General features: G+C 61.4%; 18 protein-coding genes. 10 read left to right on the forward strand and 8 right to left on the reverse strand.

Going from position 1 to position 23,197, the window contains the following annotated elements:
- Positions 1–6: 6 nt before the first annotated feature.
- The 10 genes from OEG84_RS06400 (at position 7) to OEG84_RS06445 (ending at position 11,181) form a co-directional block, all read left to right on the forward strand.
- Positions 7–954: a sugar ABC transporter substrate-binding protein gene (locus OEG84_RS06400; protein ID WP_267656106.1), complete on the forward strand. Its 948-nt coding sequence runs from the start codon at positions 7–9 to the stop codon at positions 952–954.
- A gap of 77 nt (positions 955–1,031) precedes the next feature.
- Complete coding sequence (locus OEG84_RS06405; RefSeq protein WP_267652954.1) at positions 1,032–2,153, forward strand: ABC transporter permease; 1,122 nt, start codon at positions 1,032–1,034, stop codon at positions 2,151–2,153.
- 31 nt (positions 2,154–2,184) lie between these two features.
- Positions 2,185–2,943 (forward strand): ATP-binding cassette domain-containing protein, encoded by a 759-nt coding sequence (locus OEG84_RS06410; RefSeq protein WP_425602899.1) that lies wholly within the window; start codon positions 2,185–2,187, stop codon positions 2,941–2,943.
- 267 nt (positions 2,944–3,210) lie between these two features.
- Positions 3,211–4,188, forward strand: a complete 978-nt coding sequence (phnD, locus tag OEG84_RS06415) for a phosphate/phosphite/phosphonate ABC transporter substrate-binding protein (protein ID WP_267652956.1) — start codon at positions 3,211–3,213, stop codon at positions 4,186–4,188.
- Positions 4,189–4,252: 64 nt separating this feature from the next.
- The gene (gene phnC / locus OEG84_RS06420; protein ID WP_267652957.1) at positions 4,253–5,053 is read left to right on the forward strand and encodes a phosphonate ABC transporter ATP-binding protein; all 801 of its coding nucleotides are present in this window, start codon (positions 4,253–4,255) and stop codon (positions 5,051–5,053) included.
- Positions 5,050–5,865 (forward strand): phosphonate ABC transporter, permease protein PhnE, encoded by an 816-nt coding sequence (gene phnE, locus OEG84_RS06425; RefSeq protein ID WP_267652958.1) that lies wholly within the window; start codon positions 5,050–5,052, stop codon positions 5,863–5,865. Before phnC ends, phnE (OEG84_RS06425) begins: the two co-directional genes overlap by 4 nt.
- Positions 5,865–6,683, forward strand: coding sequence for a phosphonate ABC transporter, permease protein PhnE (phnE, locus tag OEG84_RS06430; protein WP_267652959.1), 819 nt, complete (start codon positions 5,865–5,867; stop codon positions 6,681–6,683). Before phnE (OEG84_RS06425) ends, phnE (OEG84_RS06430) begins: the two co-directional genes overlap by 1 nt.
- Positions 6,680–7,603 (forward strand): HAD-IIA family hydrolase, encoded by a 924-nt coding sequence (locus OEG84_RS06435; protein ID WP_267652960.1) that lies wholly within the window; start codon positions 6,680–6,682, stop codon positions 7,601–7,603. The genes phnE (OEG84_RS06430) and OEG84_RS06435 overlap by 4 nt, the downstream gene beginning before the upstream one ends.
- 181 nt (positions 7,604–7,784) lie before the next feature.
- Positions 7,785–10,223: a phosphoenolpyruvate synthase gene (gene ppsA / locus OEG84_RS06440; protein WP_267652961.1), complete on the forward strand. Its 2,439-nt coding sequence runs from the start codon at positions 7,785–7,787 to the stop codon at positions 10,221–10,223.
- A gap of 10 nt (positions 10,224–10,233) precedes the next feature.
- A complete protein-coding gene (locus OEG84_RS06445) occupies positions 10,234–11,181 on the forward strand; it encodes a 1-phosphofructokinase family hexose kinase (RefSeq protein WP_267652962.1) in 948 nt (315 codons plus the stop codon).
- A 7-nt stretch (positions 11,182–11,188) separates the two neighbouring features.
- On the opposite strand, the gene OEG84_RS06450 is transcribed toward OEG84_RS06445, so the two are convergent.
- The 8 genes from OEG84_RS06450 to OEG84_RS06485 all read right to left on the reverse strand — a co-directional run bounded on the left by OEG84_RS06450 (position 11,189) and on the right by OEG84_RS06485 (position 23,039).
- Positions 11,189–12,121, reverse strand: a complete 933-nt coding sequence (locus OEG84_RS06450) for an L-lactate dehydrogenase (protein ID WP_267652963.1) — start codon at positions 12,119–12,121, stop codon at positions 11,189–11,191.
- A gap of 110 nt (positions 12,122–12,231) precedes the next feature.
- Positions 12,232–12,750 (reverse strand): DUF2478 domain-containing protein, encoded by a 519-nt coding sequence (locus OEG84_RS06455; protein WP_267652964.1) that lies wholly within the window; start codon positions 12,748–12,750, stop codon positions 12,232–12,234.
- A gap of 79 nt (positions 12,751–12,829) precedes the next feature.
- Entirely contained in the window at positions 12,830–13,624 is a 795-nt protein-coding gene (locus OEG84_RS06460) for a peptidylprolyl isomerase (protein WP_267652965.1), read from the reverse strand.
- On the reverse strand, positions 13,621–14,322 hold the full coding sequence (gene narI / locus OEG84_RS06465; RefSeq protein WP_267652966.1) for a respiratory nitrate reductase subunit gamma: 702 nt from the start codon (positions 14,320–14,322) through the stop codon (positions 13,621–13,623). Before narI ends, OEG84_RS06460 begins: the two co-directional genes overlap by 4 nt.
- 18 nt (positions 14,323–14,340) lie before the next feature.
- Complete coding sequence (gene narJ / locus OEG84_RS06470; protein ID WP_267652967.1) at positions 14,341–15,033, reverse strand: nitrate reductase molybdenum cofactor assembly chaperone; 693 nt, start codon at positions 15,031–15,033, stop codon at positions 14,341–14,343.
- Positions 15,030–16,553 (reverse strand): nitrate reductase subunit beta, encoded by a 1,524-nt coding sequence (narH, locus tag OEG84_RS06475; RefSeq protein WP_267652968.1) that lies wholly within the window; start codon positions 16,551–16,553, stop codon positions 15,030–15,032. The genes narJ and narH overlap by 4 nt, the downstream gene beginning before the upstream one ends.
- Positions 16,550–20,296 carry a nitrate reductase subunit alpha gene (locus tag OEG84_RS06480; RefSeq protein ID WP_267652969.1) on the reverse strand — a complete coding sequence of 1,249 codons (3,747 nt, stop codon included), beginning with the start codon at positions 20,294–20,296 and terminating at the stop codon, positions 16,550–16,552. The genes narH and OEG84_RS06480 overlap by 4 nt, the downstream gene beginning before the upstream one ends.
- A gap of 19 nt (positions 20,297–20,315) precedes the next feature.
- Entirely contained in the window at positions 20,316–23,039 is a 2,724-nt protein-coding gene (locus OEG84_RS06485) for a nitrate/nitrite transporter (protein WP_267652970.1), read from the reverse strand.
- Between the last annotated feature and the right edge of the window lie 158 nt (positions 23,040–23,197).

Below are 23,197 nucleotides of genomic sequence, written 5' to 3' on the forward strand. Positions count from 1 at the left end.
ATCATGATGTCATTGACAAAGAAGCTCGCATTGGCTGTTGCGGTGCTCGCGGCGCCGGTTCTGGCCGCCACCACCGCATCGGCGGAGGGCGAGCGCTACGTACTCGTCAGCCATGCGCCTGACAGCGACAGCTGGTGGAACACCATCAAGAATGGCCTGGCCCTTGCCGGCAAGCAGATGGATGTGGAAGTCGAGTACCGCAACCCGCCGACCGGCGACCTTGCCGACATGGCCCGCATCATCGATCAGGCCGCGGCATCCGGACCGACCGGCATCATCACCACCCTGGCTGACTTCGACGTGCTCTCCGGCCCGATCAAGGCCGCGGTTGATGGCGGTATCGATGTCATCATCATCAATTCCGGCACGCCGGAGCAGGCCCGTGAACTGGGCGCGCTGATGTATGTCGGCCAGCCCGAATATGATGCTGGCTACGCCGCCGGCCTGCGCGCCAAGGGCGATGGCGTCGGTAGCTTCCTGTGCGTCAACCACTATATCTCATCGCCGTCCTCGACCGAACGCTGCAAGGGCTTCGCCGATGGTCTCGGCATCGAACTCGGCAATCAGATGATCGACGCCGGTCAAGACCCGGCCGAAATCAAGAGCCGCGTGATGGCCTATCTCAACGCCAATCCCGACACCGACGCGGTGCTGACCCTCGGCCCGACCAGCGCCGACCCGACGCTGCTGGCGCTGGAAGAAAACGGCATGGCCGGCGACATTTACTTCGGCACCTTCGATCTCGGCGCCAACATCGTCGAAGGCATCAAGGCCGGCACCATCAAATGGGGCATCGACCAACAGCCGTTCCTGCAGGCCTACCTGCCGATCGTGGTGATGACCAATTATCACCGTTACGGCGTGCTGCCGGGCAATAACATCAACTCCGGCCCCGGCTTTGTCACCGCCGATGGTCTTGAAATGGTTGAAAAATACGCGGGCGAATACCGCTAGGTTTTCCTCCCGGGGGCGGTGGCGCTCACTCTGACGCCGCTGCCCACCTTCCATTCGTCCAAACCATGTGAGGTCTCATGTCCGATACGGCTGAAGTACCTGCAGCAGACGAACGCATCAAACAGACCCCGGCCTGGCGCAAGGCGCTGATCCGCCCCGAATTGGGTGGCATCTGCGGTACGGTGATCGTTTTTGTGTTGTTCGCCATTTTTGCCGGCGACAGCGGCATGTTCAATTCTCAGGGTATTCTCAACTGGTCGGTCGTCTCCGCCCAGTTCATGATCATCGCCGTAGGCGCCTGCCTGTTGATGATTGCCGGCGAATTCGACCTCTCGGTCGGCTCGATGATCGGCTTTGCCGGGATGATGATCGCGATATTCACGATCACCCTGGACTGGCCTGTCTGGCAGGCCATCGTCGTCACCTTCGCGCTGTGCATCGCCATTGGCGCACTCAACGGCTTCATTGTCGTGCGCACCGGCCTGCCGAGCTTCATCGTCACGCTGGCGTTTTTGTTCATCCTGCGCGGCTTCACCATCTACCTGCCGCAATTGATCGAGCGCAAAACCATCATCGGCGGCATCGACAAGGCGGCCGTGGGCGACTGGCTGGCGCCGGTGTTTGGCGGCAAAATCCTCTCGAGCCTGTTCACATGGCTAGGTGATTCCGGCATCATCGCCGTGTTCGAACGCGGTAACCGCGCCGGTCAGCCGGTGGTCGACGGCATTCCGATGTTGATCATCTGGGCTCTGGCGCTGGTGGCGTTCGGCCATTTCGTGCTCACCCGCACCAAATTCGGCAACTGGATCTTTGCATCAGGCGGCGACGCCCAGGCCGCGCGCTATGTCGGCGTGCCGGTCAACCGCGTCAAAATCCTGATGTTCATGTTCACTGCCTTCTGCGCCTGCGTGTTTGCCACCTGCCAGGTGATGGAATTCGGCTCCGCCGGCGCCGACCGCGGACTGCTCAAGGAATTCGAGGCAATCATCGCGGTGGTCATCGGCGGCGCATTGCTGACCGGCGGCTACGGCTCGGTGATCGGCGCAGCGCTTGGCGCACTGATCTTTGGAGTGGTTCAGCAAGGTCTGTTCTTCGCCAATGTCGAAAGCTCGCTGTTCCGGGTGTTCCTCGGCGTAATCCTGCTGTTTGCCGTGGTGCTCAACACCTATATCCGCCGCATGATCACAGGGGAGAGATGACATGACCACAGACCACGCTCCCCTCATCGAGATGAAGAACATCGAGAAGCATTTCGGCTCGGTGATCGCACTCGCCGGCGTCTCGCTCGATATCTTTCCCGGCGAATGCCATTGCCTGCTCGGCGACAACGGTGCCGGCAAGTCGACCTTCATCAAGACCATGTCCGGCGTCCACAAACCGACCAAGGGCGATATCCTGTTTGAAGGCAAGCCGATGCATTTTGAAGATCCGCGCGACGCGATCTCGGCGGGAATCGCCACTGTCTACCAGGATCTGGCGATGATTCCGCTGATGTCAGTCAGCCGCAATTTCTTCATGGGCAACGAGCCGGAAAATCGTTTGGGCCCGCTCAAGCTGTTCGACCATGAGTATGCCAACCGCATCACCATGGAAGAAATGGGCAAGATGGGCATTAATTTGCGCGGCCCCGACCAAGCCGTCGGCACGCTCTCGGGCGGCGAACGCCAGACCGTGGCAATTGCCCGTGCGGTGCATTTCGGCGCCAAGGTGCTGATTCTCGATGAGCCGACCTCGGCGCTCGGTGTACGCCAGACGGCCAATGTGCTGGCCACCATCGACAAGGTGCGCAAACAGGGCATCGCCGTGGTTTTCATCACCCACAATGTGCGCCATGCCATGGCCGTGGGCGACCGGTTCACCGTGCTCAACCGCGGCAAGACGCTCGGCACCGCCCAGCGCGGCCAGATCACGCCCGATGAATTGCAGGACCTGATGGCTGGTGGTCAGGAAATGGTAGCGCTGGAAGGCTCACTCGGCGGCACCGTCTGATTTCCGCTTTCCAGCACCACCGCTGATTCAGAGGCGCGTCGTCAGACGCGCTTTCATTTTTGCAAATCTGAGCCTGTTTTTTCTGCAAATCGTACCATTTGGTCGTGGCATCGCGTTTCAAAGCTGCTTGTCACCGTTTTTTTCCACGGAAACGAGCCACCGCGCGTCACATGCGTGACATCTGCTCTTGCCATTTGTGACATCACACAGAATAGTCTGTGTGGGAACGAAACAAAACGAAACTCGACGCGAAACCGGAGGAAGATCATGAACCTTAAATCTGTATTGCTGAGCACCATCGCCGGCCTGGCCTTTACCATCGCCGCACCGCTGGCTGCATCCGCACAGGATTGCGAGCGCGGCACGCTGGATGTGCGCTATTGCGATGTCGATGGCGATCTGGTCGCCGACACCCCGACCGATCCGGCCGAACTGATCGATCCCGATACGCTGATTTTTGCCTATACGCCGGTGGAAGACCCCGCCGTCTACAAGGAAGCCTGGTCGGATTTCCTGGTCCATATGGAAACGGTCACCGGCAAGAAGACGGTGTTCTTCCCGGTGCAGTCCAACGCTGCCCAGATCGAAGCCATGCGCTCGGGTCGTCTGCACATAGCCGGCTTCAACACCGGCTCCAATCCGCTCGCCGTCAACTGCGCCGGCTTCCACCCTTTCACCATCATGGCCTCGCTTGACGGCAATTTCGGCTACGAGATGGAGATCATCACCTATCCCGGTTCGGGCATCGAAAAGGTCGAGGACATCAAGGGCAAGACCATGGCCTTTACCGCCGAAACATCGAATTCGGGCTTCAAGGCGCCGTCCGCACTGCTCAAGGCCGAATATGGCATGGAATCGGGCCGCGATTTCGAACCGGCGTTTTCGGGCAAGCACGACAATTCGATCCTCGGCGTCGCCAACAAGGATTACCCGGCCGCAGCCATTGCCAACTCGGTGATGAGCCGGATGATCGAGCGTGATGTGATCAAGGCTGACGAGGTCAAGACCATCTACAAGTCGGAAACCTTCCCGACCACCGGTTTCGGCGTTGTCTACAATCTCAAGCCGGAACTGCAGGAAAAGATCAAGGAAGCCTTCTTCACCTTCCCCTGGGAAGGTTCGTCGCTGCAGAAGGAATTCGAAAAGTCCAACGAAGGCCAGTTCCTGGAAATGAACTACAAGGATTTCTGGAACGTGGTCCGCAAGATCGATACCGCCAATGGTGTACAATACACCTGCGGTTGATCCCTGCCCTCGACGCCGCGCCACCCCCGGCGCGGCGTCTTTTTACCTGATATGACGGGGCCTCATGCTCGAACTCAAGAAACTGACCAAGACCTATCGCACCGGCGACAAGGCCCTCCACGAGGTTGACCTGACCATTCCCAAGGGTCAGGTGCTGGCGTTGATCGGCCCATCCGGCGCCGGCAAGTCGACCCTCATTCGCTGCATCAACCGCTTGGTGCCGCCAACTTCCGGCAGCGTCATCCTCGACGGTGTCGATGTGACCGCGCTGGGATCGACCGGCTTGCGCAAGATGCGCCGCAAGATGGGCATGATCTTCCAGGAATACGCGCTGGTAGAGCGGCTGACGGTGATGGAGAACGTGTTGTCGGGCCGGCTTGGTTATGTCGGCTTCTGGCGCTCGTTTCTGCGTAAATACCCGCAATCAGACATCGACGAGGCGTTTCGCCTGCTCGACCGCGTCGGGTTGCTGGCGATGGCCGACAAACGCGCTGATGAGCTTTCCGGCGGCCAGCGCCAGCGCGTCGGCATCGCCCGTGCCTTGATCCAGGATCCGCGGCTTCTGCTGGTTGACGAACCAACCGCTTCGCTCGATCCCAAGACCTCGCGGCAAATCATGAGGCTGATCTGCGAATTGTGCGCCGAGCGCGACCTTGCCGCCGTCATCAACATTCACGACGTGGCGCTGGCACAGATGTTCGTCGAGCGCATTGTCGGGCTCAAGGCCGGTGAACTGGCGTTTGACGGCAAGCCCACCGACATGACCGAAGACGTACTCACCAGCATCTATGGCGAAGAGGACTGGCACGCGACCATCCGCAACGTCGATGACGAGGACGCCGACCCCGTGGAACCGGTGCTATGACGACGGTGACGCTGGACGAACGGCTCGGCACCGGCTGGACCAAGCCGCCGCTGATCCCCAACCCGGTCCTGCGCTGGGGCCTATTGATTGGCGCGCTGATCTATATCGTGCTGGCGGTCAGCTCCATCGATGTCAACTGGTCGCGCGTTGCCGAAGGCATGAGCCGCGGCTGGGCCTTCGTCACAGCGTTCTTCAATCCCGATTTCGTTTCCCGCGGCGGCGACATCTGGGACGGCATCCTCGAAAGCATCATCATTACCATCACCTCGACCGTGGTCGGCATCGCCATTTCGATCCCGATCGGGCTTGGTGCGGCGCGCAATATCGCGCCGTTGCCGGTCTATCTGGTCTGCCGCGGGATCGTTGCGCTGTCGCGCGCACTCAACGAGATCATTGTCGCCATCCTGCTGGTGGCGATCTTCGGCTTCGGCCCGCTGGCGGGCTTCCTCACGCTGTCGTTTGCCACCATCGGCTTCCTGTCGAAATTGCTGGCTGAAGACATCGAGGAAATGGACAAGGTGCAGGGTGAAGCAATCCGCGCCACCGGCTCATCCTGGCTGCAATGGATCAATTATGGCGTCCAGCCACAGGTAATGCCGCGGCTGATCGGCCTGTCGATGTACCGGCTCGACATCAATTTCCGCGAATCCGCGGTGCTGGGCCTGGTCGGCGCCGGCGGCATCGGCGCAACGCTGAACACCGCTTTCGACCGTTATGAATTCGATACCGCCGCGGCTATCCTGCTGATCATCATCGTGACGGTGATGGTGCTGGAATACCTTTCCGGCGTCATCCGGGCAAAGGTGCAATAATGCCGGTATCAACTGACGCAAAGGGCGCCAAGGTCTGGCAATTGCGCAATCGCAACCAGACGATTTCCCGTTGGGCTGCCTATCTCGCCGCCGTCGCCATCTTCATGTGGTGCTGGCAGCGGATTTCCGAGGCCACCACCTGGTTCTTCGTCTGGGATGCGCCGCGCATTGCCGCCGATATCGGTGGCCGCGCCATGCCGCCGCGCTGGTCCTACATGGACAAATTGTGGGGCCCGCTGTGGGACACGCTCAACATGGCCACGCTTGGCACCATGCTGGCGCTGGTGATGGCGGTGCCGGTGGCTTTCCTGGCGGCGCGCAACACCACGCCAAGCGCGCTGTTCATCAGGCCGGTGGCGCTGTTCATCATTGTCGCCACCCGCTCGATCAACTCGCTGATCTGGGCGCTGCTGCTGGTCGCCGTGATCGGACCCGGGGTATTTGCCGGTCTGATGGCGATTGCCTTCCGCTCAATCGGTTTTTGCGCCAAGCTTCTGTATGAGGCGATCGAGGAAATCGACGAAAAACAGGTCGAGGCGATCACCGCCACGGGCGCCAGCCGCTGGCAAGTGATGGCTTACGGTATCGTGCCGCAGGTCATGCCCGCCTTTGCCGGCATCAGCGTGTTCCGGTGGGATATCAACATCCGTGAATCCACCGTGCTGGGCCTCGTCGGCGCCGGCGGCATCGGACTGCAATTGCAGTCCTCGCTCAATACGCTGGCCTGGCCGCAGGTAACGCTGATCCTGCTGGTGATCCTGGGTGCCGTGGTGATCGGCGAATGGATCTCGGCAAAAGTACGTGGAGCCATCATTTGAGCACCGGCGCCAACGTCATCCGCGACCAGGGCCCCGATCTGGCGTTCCGCGAATATGAAGCGGTGCGCCACCGGCTGCCCTCAACCCGTCCGCCCGCTTCATCCGAGCGTGCAGCCGATCTCGACGCCATCGCCGATCAGTTCGACGTGTTCCTGCTCGATGCCTTCGGCGTGCTCAATATCGGCGAAACCGCCATCCCCGGCGTCGTCGAGCGCGTTGCAGGCCTGCGCCAGCGCGGCAAGCAGGTGATGGTGGTCACCAACGCCGCCGGCTATCCCTCAAGCGTGCTTCATGCCCGCTACAAACGCCTGGGCTACACTTTCGATGAGGCCGACGTGGTGTCGAGCCGGATGGCGTTGCTCGCGGGCCTCGGCGCTCATCCCGCCCATAAATGGGGAATGGTGGCCGCCCCGAAATTCGGCCCCGAAGAGCTCCCCGAAGGCGCGCATTTTCTCGAGGACGACGCCCTCGCCTACGCCCAGGCCGAAGGCTTTCTGATGCTCGGTGCCTCGGCCTGGAGCGAGGCCCGGCAGACGCTGTTTGAACAGGCGATGAAGGATCATCCGCGCCAGATTCTGGTCGGCAATCCTGACATTGTTGCCCCGGTGGAAAACGGGCTGTCGCGCGAGCCCGGCCATTACGCCCACCGCCTGGCCGACGCCACCGGCGCGGAACCGGTATTTTACGGCAAGCCGTTCCCGGCGATCTTCGACCTGGCCCGCGAGCGCATCCGTCCAGGCACGCCTGACGAACGCGTGGTGATGGTCGGCGACACGCTGCACACCGACATCCTCGGTGGCCAGGCCGCAGGTTTCCGCACCGCGCTGATCCAGGGGTATGGTTTTTTCGACGGCCATGATCCGGCAGATTTTATCGCCCGGTCCGGCATCATTCCGGATTTCATTCTCGAACGGCCTTGAGCAATCGGTCGTCTGCAATCGGCCGGATGCAACCGGTTTTCCACAGCTGGAAATTTCCCGGTTCGGAGCATGTCCCTCATCCGATTTTCAATCAATTGACCCACGTCAACGCGGGAAGCCTTACGCTTGCCTACAAGAAGGTCTGGTTCAGTCTTGTCCAGAAATCTTGCGGGAGCGTCTCATGTCGAAAGCCAACAGACACGTCATCTGGTTCGAAGATCTCTCACGCGGCGATGTCGCTCTGGTGGGGGGCAAGAACTCCTCGCTGGGCGAAATGGTGCAACAACTGGGCAGCAAAGGCATTGACGTGCCACCCGGCTTCGCCACCACGTCGGATGCCTTCCGCGCCTTCATCAAGGCCAACAATCTCAATGATGTGATCGCCGAGGCGATGGAGAAGCTCGAAAGCGGCAAGCGTACGCTGGCCGAAACCGGCAAGGCCGTTCGCGCGGCAATTGCCGAGGGTGACTTTCCCGACGACATCCGCGACGCGATCCTCTCGGCCTACCGCGAACTGGGCGAGCGCACCGGCAAGGCCGAGCTTTCCGTCGCTGTCCGCTCCAGCGCCACTGCCGAGGATCTGCCCGACGCCAGTTTCGCCGGCCAGCAGGAAACCTTTCTCAATGTCCGTGGTGAAACGGCGCTGCTGTCCACTTGCCGGCGCTGCTATGCCTCGCTGTTTACCGACCGGGCAATCACCTACCGCAAGATCCAGGGTTTCGACCACAATCAGGTGGCACTGTCGATCGGCGTGCAGCTAATGGTCCGCTCCGACATCGGCGGCTCAGGTGTGATGTTCTCCATCGACACAGAATCCGGTTTCGATAAAGTGGTATTGATCAACGCTGCCTGGGGTCTGGGCGAGAACGTCGTGCAAGGTGCCGTGACGCCTGATGAGTACGAGGTGTTCAAGCCGCTTCTCGACCAGCCCGGCCTCAAGCCGATTGTCGAGAAGACCTGCGGCGCCAAGGAGATCAAGATGATCTACGCCGGCACCGAGGGCGGCGAAACCAAGAATGTGCCAACCTCGAAGGCTGAACGCGGCGCCTATGTGCTCTCGGACGAGGAAATTCTCGAACTCGCCCGTCAGGCGACGACCATCGAAAAACATTACGGCCAGCCGATGGACATGGAATGGGCCAAGGATGGCGACACCGGCAAGCTCTATATCGTTCAGGCGCGGCCGGAGACCGTGCAATCGCGCGCCGATGTCACGGCGCTCAAATCATACACCATCAAGAAGACCGGAAAGACCCTGATTACCGGCCTCAGCGTCGGTGCTGCGGTCAAGGCCGGCCGGGTCTGCCTGATCGAGAACGTCAAGGACATCGACAAGTTTGTCGACGGCTCGATCCTGGTGACATCGACCACCGACCCGGACTGGGTGCCGATCATGAAACGCGCGGCGGCGATCGTCACCGACCACGGCGGACGAACCTCGCATGCAGCCATCGTCAGCCGCGAACTCGGCCTTCCCGCGATCGTCGGCACCGGCAATGCCACCCAGATCCTGCACGACCAGCAGGAAGTCACCATTTCCTGCGCCGGTGGGGAGGATGGCGTGGTCTATGAGGGCATCGCCGAGTATGAAGTCGAGGATGTGCGCCTCGATCATGTGCCAGCCACCAAGACCCGTATCATGCTCAATCTCGCCGATCCGTCAGCAGCGTTTCGCTGGTGGCGTCTGCCCGCCGATGGTGTTGGGTTGGCGCGGATGGAGTTCGTGGTCAACTCCGCCGTTCAGGTCCACCCGATGGCGCTGGTGCATTACGACACGCTCAAGGATGAGGACGCCAAGGCAAAAATCGCCGAGCTGACCCGGCGCTACGAAAACAAGAGCGACTATTTTGTCGAGACGCTCGCGCGCGGCTTGTCGCGCATCGCCGCCGTCGCTTACCCCAAGCCGGCGATCGTGCGAATGAGCGATTTCAAGACCAATGAATATGCCGAGCTGTTGGGCGGCCGCGCCTTCGAACCCAACGAAGAAAACCCGATGATCGGCTTTCGCGGCGCCTCGCGCTATTACAACGAGCGCTACCGGGCGGGCTTCGCGCTCGAATGCAAAGCCATCAAGATGCTGCGCGAGGAGATGGGCTTTGACAATGTCGTGGTCATGATCCCGTTCTGCCGCTCGCCCGACGAGGCCAGCAAGGTGCTCGCCGTGATGGCCGAGAATGGCCTCAAGCGCGGCGAAAACGGGCTTGAAGTCTATGTCATGGGCGAGATCCCGGCCAACGTCATCCGCGCCGCCGAATTCGCCGAAAGCTTCGATGGTTTCTCCATCGGCTCCAACGACCTGACCCAGCTCACACTTGGCGTCGATCGCGATTCCGGCGAACTGGCCGATCTGTTCAGCGAAAGCGATCCAGCGGTGATCTGGATGATCGAAACGCTGATTGCGCGTGCCCATGAGGCCGGCGCAAAGGTCGGGTTGTGCGGTCAGGCGCCGTCCAACAACCCCGCCTTTGCCAAGCTGCTGGTGCAGGCCGGCATCGACAGCATTTCGGTCTCACCCGACAGTTTTGTCGCGGTCAAGGAAAACGTGGCGGAGGCGGAAAAACCGGGCAATAATTGCCGGCCCGCCATCGTCGGGATTGAACACATCCCGCCCTCCATGTGATGGTCCGAACATGACCGACATCCTCACCATCACGCTCAACCCGGCCCTCGATGTGTCGACCTCGGTCGACCATGTGGTCCCCGGTCCGAAATTGCGCTGCGAGCCGCCGCGCTACGATCCCGGTGGCGGCGGCGTCAATGTCAGCCGCGCCATCTCGCGGCTCGGCGGCCAGTCGAAAGCCTTTGTGGCGCTTGGTGGTGACACCGGCAGCACATTCAAGGCGATGCTGGAAGCGGAAGAAATTGACGTGGTGGCCTTTGCCGTGGCCGGCAACACCCGCCAGTCCTTCGCCGTGCTTGAGGAAACCAGCCGGAAACAGTATCGCTTCCAGCTCCCCAGCCCGCCCTGGCCGGCCGAGCAGACAACTGCCCTCCTCGCGCAAATCGGATCACATCTAACTGCACACGGCGTCATCGTTCTGTCCGGCAGCATTCCTCCAAGCGTACCCGCCGACATCGCCTCGACCATCAACCGCATCGCAGCGACAAATGGCGCGCAATTGATCCTCGACACCTCCGGCGCAGCGCTTGAAGCCGCCGCCGTCAATTCCGGCCCACCTTTCGCACTGCTGAGGATGGACGGCGCGGAAGCCACCGACGTGTCGGGCCGCACTTTCGCGACACCTGCGGATCTGGCCGGTTACGGTCTTGAACTGGTGCGCGCCGGTGTTGCCGAACGTCTGGTCATGTCGATGGGCTCGAAAGGCACCGTCGGCGTATCGGCCAACGAGCGCTTCTTCTGCCAGCCACCGAAGATCGAAACGCTGAGCGCCATAGGCGCCGGCGACAGCATGGTCGCGGCCATCGCGCTTGAACTGTCGCGCGGCGGCAGCTTCCGCGACGCCGTCCGCCACGGCGTCGCCGCCGCAGGATCGGCCGTGCTGACGCCAGCCACGGAACTGTGCTCGAAAGAAACTGCGGCCGCATTTTTGGAGAAGGTTGTGACGAGCGAGATCTGACCCCACGTCAAAACTCAAGCTTCGACGTAAACCCCGAAATTACCTCAGCGCTGCGTTTCAGCGCTGCACGTTCGGCCTCGTCGAGCTCCGGCATCAGCGTTGCCAGCACGCCCTGGCGGCCAATGATGCGCGGCAGCGACAGGGCGATGTCCCTGACGCCTTCGATCTCATCACTCACCTGCGAGACGCTCAAGACCGTGCGTTCGTTATCTGTTATCGAGCGGACAATGCGGGCGAGCCCCGCGCCGATGCCGTACCAGGTAGCCCCCTTGCCCTCGATGATGGTGTAGGCGGCGCCGCGTACCTGATCAGCGATCCGGGTGCGCGCAACCTCATCGAGCGGCCGGCCGATTTGCCGGGCAAACGAGGCGATCGGCACACTGCCGGCCATCGCGCTCGACCACACCGGCACTTCACTGTCTCCATGCTCGCCGAGCACATAGGCGTGCACCGAATTGGGCGCGATGCCCAGATGATCGCCAAGCAGGCTTCTGAGCCGGGCGGTGTCGAGAATGGTGCCTGAGCCGATCACCCGTTCCAGCGGCAGGCCAGAGATACGCTGGGCGGCAAAGGTCATCACGTCGAGCGGATTGGTGGCAATCAGCAGGATCGCCTCGGGGGCTGCCTGCATGACGCCTGAAATAACCGAGCGGAACACCGCGACATTGCGCTCGAGCAGCGCCAATCGGCTTTCGCCGGGTTTCTGGCTGACGCCGGCGGCAATGATTACCACCGCGGCATTATTGAGGTCGGCATATTCACCGGCGCGCACCGCCACCGTGGTGGCAAACGGCGTAGCGTGGGCAATGTCCTGCGCCTGGGCGCGGGCCAAGGCGGGATTGGCGTCAACCAGCACGATTTCGGTGCCAACGCCCAGCAAAGCCATGGTGTAGCCCGCAGCACTGCCGACCATTCCGGTTCCGACGATTCCGATTTTCATCTTGGTGTTGCTCCGCGATTTATCCGACCGCCGGCCCGGCGACCCCGATATTTCTAGCAGAGAACATCAGCCTTTACTGTGACAGACATCAAACCGGCGCGGGACCCCCTTCAGGCAGCGCGGCGTTGCAACTGGTCAAACCAGGTCGCCAGGCTAGCGGCGTCGGCTGCAACCTCCTCGGCATAATCACCGGCAAAGGCCTCGAAAGCCTCAAGATTTAGCCCGTTGACGCCAAGAAGCACCGGGATGTCGCGCGCCAGCGCTTCGGCGATCAGCGGCCGAAATCCCTTGCCTTCGGCCTCGTGCCTGCCGAACTTGTTGAGGATCAGAAGATCCGGCGAAAGTTCAAGCCCTGCCTCGACCCGTACCACCGCCTCTTCAAGCGCTGCCGGGTCGAGCCGGCAGCCGCGAGATTCCTCGCCCAGCACCTGACTGATGCGGAACACCGGTCCGTCGGGCAGCACCCGCACATCCATGTCGCAGAGATGCGAACAAGGCCGTTCAGAGTTGGTTTGCACCACGCCGGCCAGCTTGAGGCCATCGGCCAGCAGCCGGTCGGCAAATGTGTGCAGCAACTGGTCAGCCAGACCACGATCAGGAGTTCGGACAAAGCCAATCACCATCGTCATATCTCCTTGCGCGCCCGGACGGGCGGCGGCGCGGGGTTCACCCCGCACCCGTTATACCTACCGATACCCAGCGCGACGTTTACGCCGCCCTGAGATTTATCCCGGTCACCTCGGCCCGCGCGGCAAGGCTTTCGACAAGAGCGCGGCTGGCCCGCACCCAGGCCGCTTTCTCGGCCGCAGTCCTCAGCGCCGGTTCCACCGCCTCAAACGGCAGCACCTTACCCTCGGCCTTAGCATCAAGCCGGATGATGTGGAAGCCGTAGCGGCTTTCCACCGGCTCACGCGCGATCTCGCCTTCCGACAGCAGCTTCAGCGCCGCTTCGAACTCGGCCACGGTATCGCCGGCTGCGATCTGGCCGAGGCGGCCACCATTGGCTTTCGACGAACACGCCGAATGGTCGCGCGCCAGACCGTCGAAGCTTTTCGGATTGGCAAGGATATCGGCCAGAACCGCGGTTGCCTTGTCCTTTGCAATCTTGCGCGCCACCACATCTTCGGGCCGTGCCGAAAACAGGATGTGCGCCGCTTCATAGAGCGAGGGGGCGCGGTGCCGTTCCGGGTTGGCTTCGTAGACGGCGCGCAGTGCCGCTTCGGTTGGCACCTCGGGCACCACCGCGACCTCCAGCAACTGCCGCACCAGCGCTTCGTCATCGGTTTCCCATTGCCCCGGTGCCAGTTCCAGCGGCTCGGCGACGATTTCGCGACGGCGGGCTTCCTGCAGGATCATGGTCTTGACCGCCAGCGCCCGCGCCGCCGCCATCCAGGCCCTGCCCGGCTTGCCCTTAGGCGCCGGATGGTTCTGCGCCTCGGTGGCGATCAGCTCCGGAGAGATGGGCTCGCCATTGACGCTGATATCGGTAAATGTCTGTTTCATGCCTTGGGTCCCATCTGTGTCTTGTACTTGCGGGTGCGGACAATCTGGTAGCCGGGCCTGAGCACGTAGCGCACCGGCACCGAGAACATGTGCACCAGCCGGGTGAACGGAAACAGGATGAAGATTGTCAGCCCGAGAAGGATATGCAGCTTGTAGATCCAGCTGACCTCGGCCACCAGTTCCCAGGCGCCGGCACGGAAGGTGAAGATGCCCTGCGCCCACATCATGAACTTGACCATCTCGCTGCCATCAAGATGCTGGATCGACGCCAGAATGGTGCCCATGCCGAGCACCAGCTGAGCCACCAGCAGCACCAGAATGCCGGTGTCGGCGAAGGATGAATTGGCCCGGATGCGCGGATCGAACAGCCGCCGGTGCAACAGCATTGCGCCGCCCACCAGCGCCATAACGCCGGCAACGCCGCCGACGACGATTGCCAGCACCTGCTTGAAGCCATAGCTCATGCCGAGAAGATGGAAGATTTCCACCGGGGTCAGCATGCCGACCAGATGGCCGAAGAACACGATCAGCACGCCGACATGAAACAGCACCGAGCCCCATACCAGTTGCTTGCGCCGCAACAGCTGGCTCGACGATGACTTCCAGGTAAACGGATCACGCTCGTAGCGCGCAATCGAGCCGATGATCAGCACGGTGAGCGCCAGATAGGGAAGAACTCCGAAAAGAAAGTAGTTCATGATGTTCGTCCTTTCGCCTCAAGCGTTGGCGGGCCGCGCGGGCACGTCCATACGGGCAAGAATGTCACGGGTGATCGGGCAGCCGGCGTTGGGATCGGGGCCGAAGGTGACCATCGCCTCCTCATAGACCGCGTCGAGCGCTTCCAGATCCTCCGGATCATCGTCCTGCTCGGACAACAGCGCCTGCGCTACTTCGGTCTCGGTGGAGGCCTGCGCCACCTGCGACAGACCGGTCAGAACCGCAGCATAAGGCGTTTCCCGCCGCGTCAGCCGTTCGGCCAGCACCGCAATGATGTGGCCGGCGTCGGCGAGGATTTCGCGCGCCGCCGGCAGCGGCAGGGTCGAAGCGAATTCGAGCAGCACCGGCAGGTGGTCCGGCAACTCGGTACCGACCAGATCGAAGCCTTCGGCCCGGTAGGTCTCGAGCAGGTCGACCATGGCGCCGCCGCGATCGCGACCCTCTCCATGGATGTGCTCGAACAGGTTGAGCGACAGCGTCCGCGACCGGTCAAACAGCAACACATAGCGCTCCTGCAGATCGTAGATGTCGCGACTCTCGAACTCGGCCAGCAGCGGTTCGATTGCCGCCACCGCGTCGGCTGTCAGGATCGGTTCGGATGCGAACACCTCGCGAATGGCAGGGATTGCTTCCTGCAATTCGGTCGATGGATAGGTCAGCAGCGCTGACAGGGCTTTGAATGTGCGGGTCATGCGATGAACTCCGTGGGTGAGCGGAAGGTTTTTCCGCCGCCGAAAAGCTTGCCGGTCGAAGTGCCGGTGGAGCAGCCATTGCCGTCGGTAAAGCCGCAGCCGCCCTTCAGGTCATAGGCGTCCTCGACCATTTCCCGATGCGTGGTGGGAATGACGAAACGGTCTTCGTAGTTGGCAATTGCCATCAACTGGTACATCTCGTCGATCTGCTGTGGCGTCAGTCCGACCCGCTTGGCAACGCCGAGATTGACGACGCCATCGACCGTCTTGGAGCGCATGTAGGCGCGCATCGCCATCATCCGCTCAAGTGCTGCAATCACCGGCTCCTCGTCACCCGCCGTCAGCATGTTGGCGAGGTAGCGCACCGGGATCCGGAGCGAACGCACATCCGGCATGTTGTCGATCGAGCCAATCGCGCCGGCTTCCGCCGCGTTCTGGATCGGCGACAGCGGCGGCACGTACCAGACCATTGGCAGGGTGCGGTATTCGGGATGCAGCGGGAAGGCGATCTTCCATTCCATCGCCATCTTCCAGATCGGCGAATTCTGAGCGCCCTTGATCCAGTCTTCAGGCACACCCTCGGCCCGCGCTGCCTTGATCACCTCGGGATCGTTGGGATCAAGGAAGACGCCGAGCTGGGCGTCATAGAGATCCTTCTCGTTCTCGGTGGCAGCGGCTTCAGCGATCTTGTCTGCGTCATAAAGCATCACGCCGAGATAGCGGATGCGGCCAACGCAGGTTTCCGAACAGACCGTCGGCAGGCCCGATTCCAGCCGCGGATAGCACAGGGTGCATTTCTCCGATTTGCCGCTTTCCCAGTTGTAGTAGATCTTCTTGTAGGGACATCCCGAGACGCACATGCGCCAGCCGCGGCATTTTTCCTGGTCGATCAGCACCACGCCGTCATCTTCGCGCTTGTAGATCGCGCCGGATGGGCACGAGGCCACGCAAGACGGGTTGAGGCAATGCTCGCACAGCCGCGGCAGGTACATCATGAAGGTGTTTTCATACTCGCCGTAGATTTCCTTCTGGATGCCCTCGAAATTGTAGTCCTGGCTGCGCTTGGCGAATTCGCCGCCCAGGATTTCTTCCCAGTTCGGGCCCCATTCGATCTTTTCCATCCGCTCGCCGGAGATTTTCGAGCGCGGACGTGCGGTCGGAAACGCCTCCATTTCTGGCGCCGATTTCAAGTGGTCGTAATCAAAATCGAACGGTTCGTAGAAATCGTCGATTTCGGGCAGATCCGGGTTGGCGAAGATGTTGGCCAGGATCCGCCATTTGCCGCCCTGCTTGGGATGCAGCTTGCCGCCCTTGGTCCGGGTCCATCCGCCATTCCAGCGCTTCTGGTTTTCCCAGTCTTTGGGATAGCCGATGCCGGGCTTGGTTTCGACATTGTTGAACCAGGCGTATTCGACGCCTTCGCGGCTGGTCCAGACATTCTTGCAGGTGACCGAACAGGTGTGACAGCCGATACACTTGTCGAGATTGAGTACCATGCCGATTTGTGCGCGGACTTTCATTCTGCTGCCTCCACCTTGGCGGCCGGGCGATCCAGCCAGTCGACCTTTGTCATTTTGCGAACGATGACGAATTCATCGCGATTGGAGCCCACGGTTCCGTAGTAGTTGAAGCCGTAGGAGAGCTGCGCGTAACCGCCGATCATGTGGGTCGGCTTGAGCGTGGTGCGGGTCACCGAATTGTGGATGCCGCCGCGCTTGCCGGTGATCTGTGATCCCGGCGTGTTCACGATTTTTTCCTGCGCGTGATACATGAACAGCGTGCCTTCCTTGATGCGCTGGCTGACCACCGCACGCGCCGTGAGAACGCCGTTCGAGTTGTAGACCTCGACCCAGTCATTATCGACCAGGCCCGCCTTGCGGGCGTCCACCTCGGAAATCCACACCACCGGGCCGCCGCGGTTGAGCGTCAGCATCAGCAGGTTGTCGGAATAGGTCGAGTGAATGCCCCATTTCTGGTGCGGGGTGATGAAGTTGAGCACCACATGCGGCTCGCTGTCACGACCGGAGATGTTGATATCCGCTCCGGTCGACTTGGTGTCCACCGGCGGCCGCCAGGTCACGAACGCCTCGCCAAAGGCGCGCATCCATTCGTGGTCCTGATAGATCTGTTGACGACCGGTCACCGTGCGCCAGGGGATCAGCTCATGGACGTTGGTGTAGCCGGCATTGTAGCAGACCTCCTCGCTTTCGATCCCCGACCAGGTCGGTGACGAGATGATCTTGCGCGGTTGGGCGGCAATATCGCGGAAGCGGATCTTCTCGTCTTCCTTGGCCTCGGCCAGGTGCCGATGGCTGATGCCGGTGTGCTTGCCAAGCGCATCCCAGGCCTTGACCGCCACCTCGCCATTGGTCTCCGGCGCCAGCATCAGGATCACTTCACAGGCGTCGATCGCGGTGTCGATTTTCGCAAGCCCCTTGGTGACGCCCTCCTCCGTGACTGTGCCGTTGAGCTCCTTGAGGTGATGAACCTCGGTCTTGGTGTCCCAGGTAATCCCCTTGCCGCCATTGCCGACCTTGTCCATCAGCGGGCCAAGCGCGGTATAGCGCTTGTAGATATTGGGGTAATCCCGCTCGACGGTGACATAAGCCGGCGCCGTCTTGCCCGGAATGAGGTCGCATTGACCCTGCTTCCAGTCGAGCACCGAAGGCTGTGCCAGTTCCGATGGCGTGTCGTGGTGCAGCGCGAGCTGTACAACATCGGTTTCAACATCGAGGATTTCCGGCGCGATCTCGGAGAACTTCTTGGCGATCGCCTTGAAGATTTCCCAGTCCGTCTTGCTTTCATAGGCCGGGTCCACCGCCGCCTGCAGCGGGTGGATGAACGGGTGCATGTCGGACGTGTTCATGTCGTCCTTTTCGTACCAACTGGCCGTCGGCAGCACGATGTCGGAATAGACGCATGTGGTCGACATGCGGAAGTCGATGGTCACCAGCAGATCGAGTTTGCCTTCCGGCGCCTCATCGTGCCACTTCACCTCGGTCGGCTTCTGCCGGCCCTCAACGCCAAGATCCTTGCCCTGCACGCCGTGATCGGTGCCAAGCAGATGCTTGAGGAAATACTCGTGCCCCTTGCCCGACGAACCAAGCAGGTTTGAACGCCAGACGAACAGGTTGCGCGGCCAGTTTTCCGGGGCATCCGGGTCTTCGCAGGACATCTCCAGCCCGCCTGATTTGAGCTGCTCGGCAACATAGGTCGAGACGTCCTTGCCCACTGCCTTGGCCGCTTTGGCAACTTCCAGCGGGTTGGTTTTCAGCTGTGGCGCCGAGGGCAGCCAGCCCATTCGTTCGGCACGGATATTGTAGTCAATCAGGCTCAGCGTCTTCCAGTCACCCTCCGGTGCCGTTGGCGAGAGAATTTCGGCCGCGGTCACCGTCTCGTAGCGCCACTGGTCGGTATGCGCGTACCAGGCCGAGGTCGCGTTCATGTGCCGCGGCGGACGTGCCCAGTCGAGCGCAAACGCCAGCGGTGTCCAACCGGTCTGCGGGCGCAGCTTTTCCTGGCCGACATAATGCGCCCAGCCACCGCCGGACTGGCCAACACAGCCGCACAGCACCAGCATGTTGATGACCGCACGGTAGGTCATGTCCATGTGGTACCAGTGGTTGGTCCCTGCCCCGATGATGACCATCGACTTGCCATTGGTCTTCTCGGCATTGTCGGCAAATTCGCGCGCCACCTGGATGATCTTGTCACGGCGAACGCCGGTGATCTTCTCGGCCCAGGCCGGGGTGAACGGCACATCCTCGTCGTAGGACTTGGCGACATTGGCACCGCCCAGACCGCGGTCGAGGCTGTAATTGGCGCACAACAGGTCAAACACGGTTGCGACCATGGCTGTCTTGCCGTTGGCCAGCTTGATCTTCTTGACCGGCACGTTGCGGGTCAGCACATCGGGATGATCACAGACCGCGAAGCCGTTGGTTGCAGCCCCGCCGAAATAAGGAAATTCGACGCCGACCACGTCGTCATGGTCGCTGTCGAGGATCTGGCTCATGCGCAGCTTGATCGCAGCGTCACCGGCCTTTTCCTCAAGGTTCCATTTGCCCTCTTCGCCCCAGCGGAAGCCGATCGAGCCATTGGGAACCACAACATCACCGGTGGTGTCATCAATGCCAACGGTCTTCCATTCGGGATTGTTGTTCTGGCCAAGTTTCTTGGCAAAGTCCGACGCGCGCAATTGCCGGCCGGGAATGTAGGAACCGCCACGCTTGTCGAGCTGAACCAGCATCGGCATGTCGGAATATTTGCGGCAATAATCCTCGAAATACTCGGCCTGCCGGTCAAGGTGGAACTCGCGCAGGATGACGTGACCGAAGGCCATGCCCATCGCCGCATCGGTGCCCTGCTTGGCGTTGAGCCAGATGTCGGAGAATTTTGCAGCTTCCGAATAGTCTGGGCAGATGACCGCCGACTTGGTGCCGCGATAACGCGCTTCGGTGTAAAAATGAGCATCTGGTGTGCGCGTCTGCGGCACGTTCGAGCCCCACAGGATCAGGAACCCGGAATTGTACCAGTCAGCCGATTCAGGCACGTCTGTCTGCTCGCCCCAGGTCTGCGGTGAGGCCGGCGGCAGATCGCAATACCAGTCGTAAAACGACATGCAGGTGCCACCGAGCAGGCTCAGATAGCGGGTGCCTGCTGCATAGGAGACCATCGACATCGCCGGGATCGGCGAAAACCCGAACACCCGGTCCGGGCCGTGCTTCTTGACTGTATAGGCGTTGGCTGCGGCGGTGATTTCCGTGGCCTCATCCCAAGTGGCGCGCACGAACCCGCCCTTGCCGCGCTTGGTGACATACTCGGCGCGCAATGCCGGGTCCGACTGGATCGTCGTCCAGGCCTGGATTGGCGACTGGGTCTCGCGAAGCTTGCGCCAGATCTTCATCAGCCGGGCGCGAACCAGCGGGGTCTTCACCCGGTTGGCCGAGTACAGATACCAGCTGTAGCTGGCGCCGCGGGCGCAGCCGCGCGGTTCGTGGTTGGGCAGCTCCGGCCGGGTACGCGGATAATCGGTCTGTTGTGTTTCCCACGTGACGATGCCGGATTTGACATAGATCTTCCAGGAACAGGACCCGGTGCAGTTCACCCCGTGGGTGGAGCGGACGATCTTGTCGTGCCGCCAGCGGTCGCGATAGGTGTCTTCCCAATCGCGGCTTTCGTTGGTGGTCTCACCATGACGGTCGGAAAATGTGTCGACACGCTTGCTGGCGAAGAAGTTGAGGCGATCAAGAAGATGGCTCATCTTGCGGGTTCCTTTCAGGTCAGGCTGCTAGGGGTGCGGCTGAAACATTGCGCTCGACTTCGAACAGAAGACCGCCGCGCCGGGTGTAGTAGGCCCAGGTCAGCACCGCACAGATCACGTAGAAAGCGAGGAATCCCCAGAGCGCCGCGGCCGGTCCGCCGGTCAACGCAATCGAGGTGCCGTAAGCCTTGGGGATGAAGAAGGCGCCATAGGCGGCAATCGCCGAGGTAAAGGCGATGATTGCCGCACTTTCCCGTCCGGCCTGCTTGAGCACCTCGTCTTTCGACAGCCCCTTCATCAGGCGCGGCACTTCGCGCGCCATGATCACCGGGATCATCTGGAAGGTCGACGCATTGCCGACACCGGTGAGGAAGAACAGCGCCATGAACGAGGCGAAGAAGCCCCAGAACGCGCCTGGCTGTTCCTTGATGCCGATGAAGAAGATCACCCCGAACACAGCCACAATCATCGCCAGGAAGGTCCAGAAAGTGACCCGCCCGCCGCCGAACTTGTCGGAGATCCAGCCGGTGCCGGCGCGCGACAAGGCACCCACAAGCGGCCCGAGGAAGACCAGCTGCAGCGCGTTGACTTCAGGAAACTGCAGCTTGGTCAGCAGCGGGAAGCCCGCAGAATAACCTATGAAGCTGCCGAAGGTACCGGTGTAGAGCACGCACATGATCCAGTTGTGCTTGCGGCTGAAGATGATCGACTGTTCCTTGATGGAAGCCCGCGCGTCGGCAATGTCGTTCATGCCGATCCAGGCAGCGATAGTGGCGGCGATGATCAGCGGCACCCAGATGAAGCCGGCGTTCTGCATCCACAATTGGCCGCCATCCGACATGGTTTGCGGCTGGCCGCCGAGCGCACCGAAGACGCTTGCGGTAATGGCGATCGGCACCGCGAACTGCATCACCGAGACGCCGAGATTACCGAGCCCCGCATTGAGCGCCAGCGCATTGCCCTTTTCAGCCTTCGGGTAGAAGAAGGCGATATTGGCCATCGACGAGGCGAAGTTGCCGCCACCAAAGCCGCACAGCAGCGCCAGAACCAGGAAGATCAGATAGGGTGTTTCAGGATTTTGCACGGCGTAGCCGATGCCCATGGCCGGCAACAAAAGCGATGCGGTCGACAACGTCGTCCACAGTCTGCCACCGAAGATCGGCACCATGAAGCTGTAGAAGATCCGCAGGGTCGCGCCCGACAGGCCCGGCAGCGCAGCCAGCCAGAACAGTTGGCCTTGCGTGAAGTTAAAGCCGATTGCCGGCAGTCGTGCCACCACGACCGACCAGACCATCCAGACCGAGAACGCCAACAGCAGCGCCGGGATCGAGATCCACAGGTTGCGCCGCGCGATGCGACGACCCTTCTGCTCCCAGAAATCCGGATCCTCGGGCTTCCATTCCTGCAGCACGCGCGTCTGCGCCTGCGCCTCGGGATCATGGATGTCCTGCATTTCCGGCAATTGTGGCAGCCGGTCGAGTGCCGTCCCCTGCGCCGCGCGCTCCATGGCCCGCACCGTCAGATGCATCCAGGCCAGCGAGATGGCGACAATGATGAACAACAGCGCAAAGCAGCTGGTGTAGATACCCGACAGGTCGAGCAACGCGCCGAAGCTGATCGGCAAGACGAAACCGCCAAGACCGCCGATCATGCCGACCAGTCCGCCCACGGCGCCGACATGGTTGGGGTAGTAGACAGGAATGTGCTTGAACACCGCCGCCTTGCCGAGGCTCATGAAGAAGCCGAGCACAAACAAGGTGATGACAAACGGCCACTGCCCCATCTGCGTCGAGAAGGCAATCGGGCCGTCCTTGCCCTGGATCACGTAGTCGGTTGGCGGGTAGGACAGCATGAACAGCAGCACCAGCGAGAAGCCGAAGGTCCAGTACATCACCGAGCGCGCGCCGAACCGGTCGGACAGGTGCCCGCCATAGGCCCGGAACAGGGATGCCGACAGCGAGAACGCCGCCGCCGACATGCCCGCGGTGCGGATGTCAAGATGATAGACGTCAACAAGGTAATGCGGCATCCACAACGCCAGTGCCACGAAGGCACCGAAAACGAAGAAGTAGTAGAGCGAGAAACGCCACACCTGAAGGTTTTTAAGCGGCGCGAACTGCTCAGCCAGCGAGGGTGACTTGCGACCGGATATGCGTTGCGCCACCAGCGCCGGATCATCCTTGGCAAAGACGTAAAACACCACTGCCATCAGCGCCAGCGCCGCGGCCCAGACATGGGCAACACCCTGCCAGCCATAGGCAACCATGACGAACGGGGCGACGAATTTGGTTACCGCCGCGCCGACATTGCCGGCGCCGAAGATGCCAAGCGCGGTGCCTTGCTTTCCCGCATCATACCAGCGCGACACGTAGGCCACGCCGATGATGAAGGAACCACCGGCCAGACCGATGCCCAGCGCTGCGATGAGATACATCGTGTAGGACGAGGCCCAGGTGAGCATCCAGGTCGCCGCCGCTGTCAGCAGCATCTGTGCCGTAAAGACGATGCGCCCGCCATATTGTTCGGTCCAGACCCCGAGGATCAGACGGGTCAACGATCCGGTGAGAATTGGCGTTGCGACCAGCAAACCGAACTGGAACTCGCTGAGCCCAAGCTCTGCCTTTATCTCGATGCCGATGATCGAGAAGATCGTCCACACCGCAAAACAGGCGGTAAAGGCGACCGTGCTCAATCCGAGCGCCCGTGTGCGCTCCGTGTCCGATACATTCACCTTGTCCAGCATTGATTGTCTCCGCGTGGCAGCGCAGGAGACCCCTGCGCAGGATTGTTTCCGACAACGGCCCAGAGGCCTGTTGACGGATAAAATCCACGGCAATCACTGCACGCATTTGATGCAGATCAATCGCCCCATTGGCGCGCTGCACAATCGACCCCGAATTG

The sequence above is a fragment of the Hoeflea algicola genome (assembly GCF_026619415.1).
In the GTDB taxonomy this organism is placed as follows: Bacteria; Pseudomonadota; Alphaproteobacteria; order Rhizobiales; family Rhizobiaceae; genus Hoeflea; species Hoeflea algicola.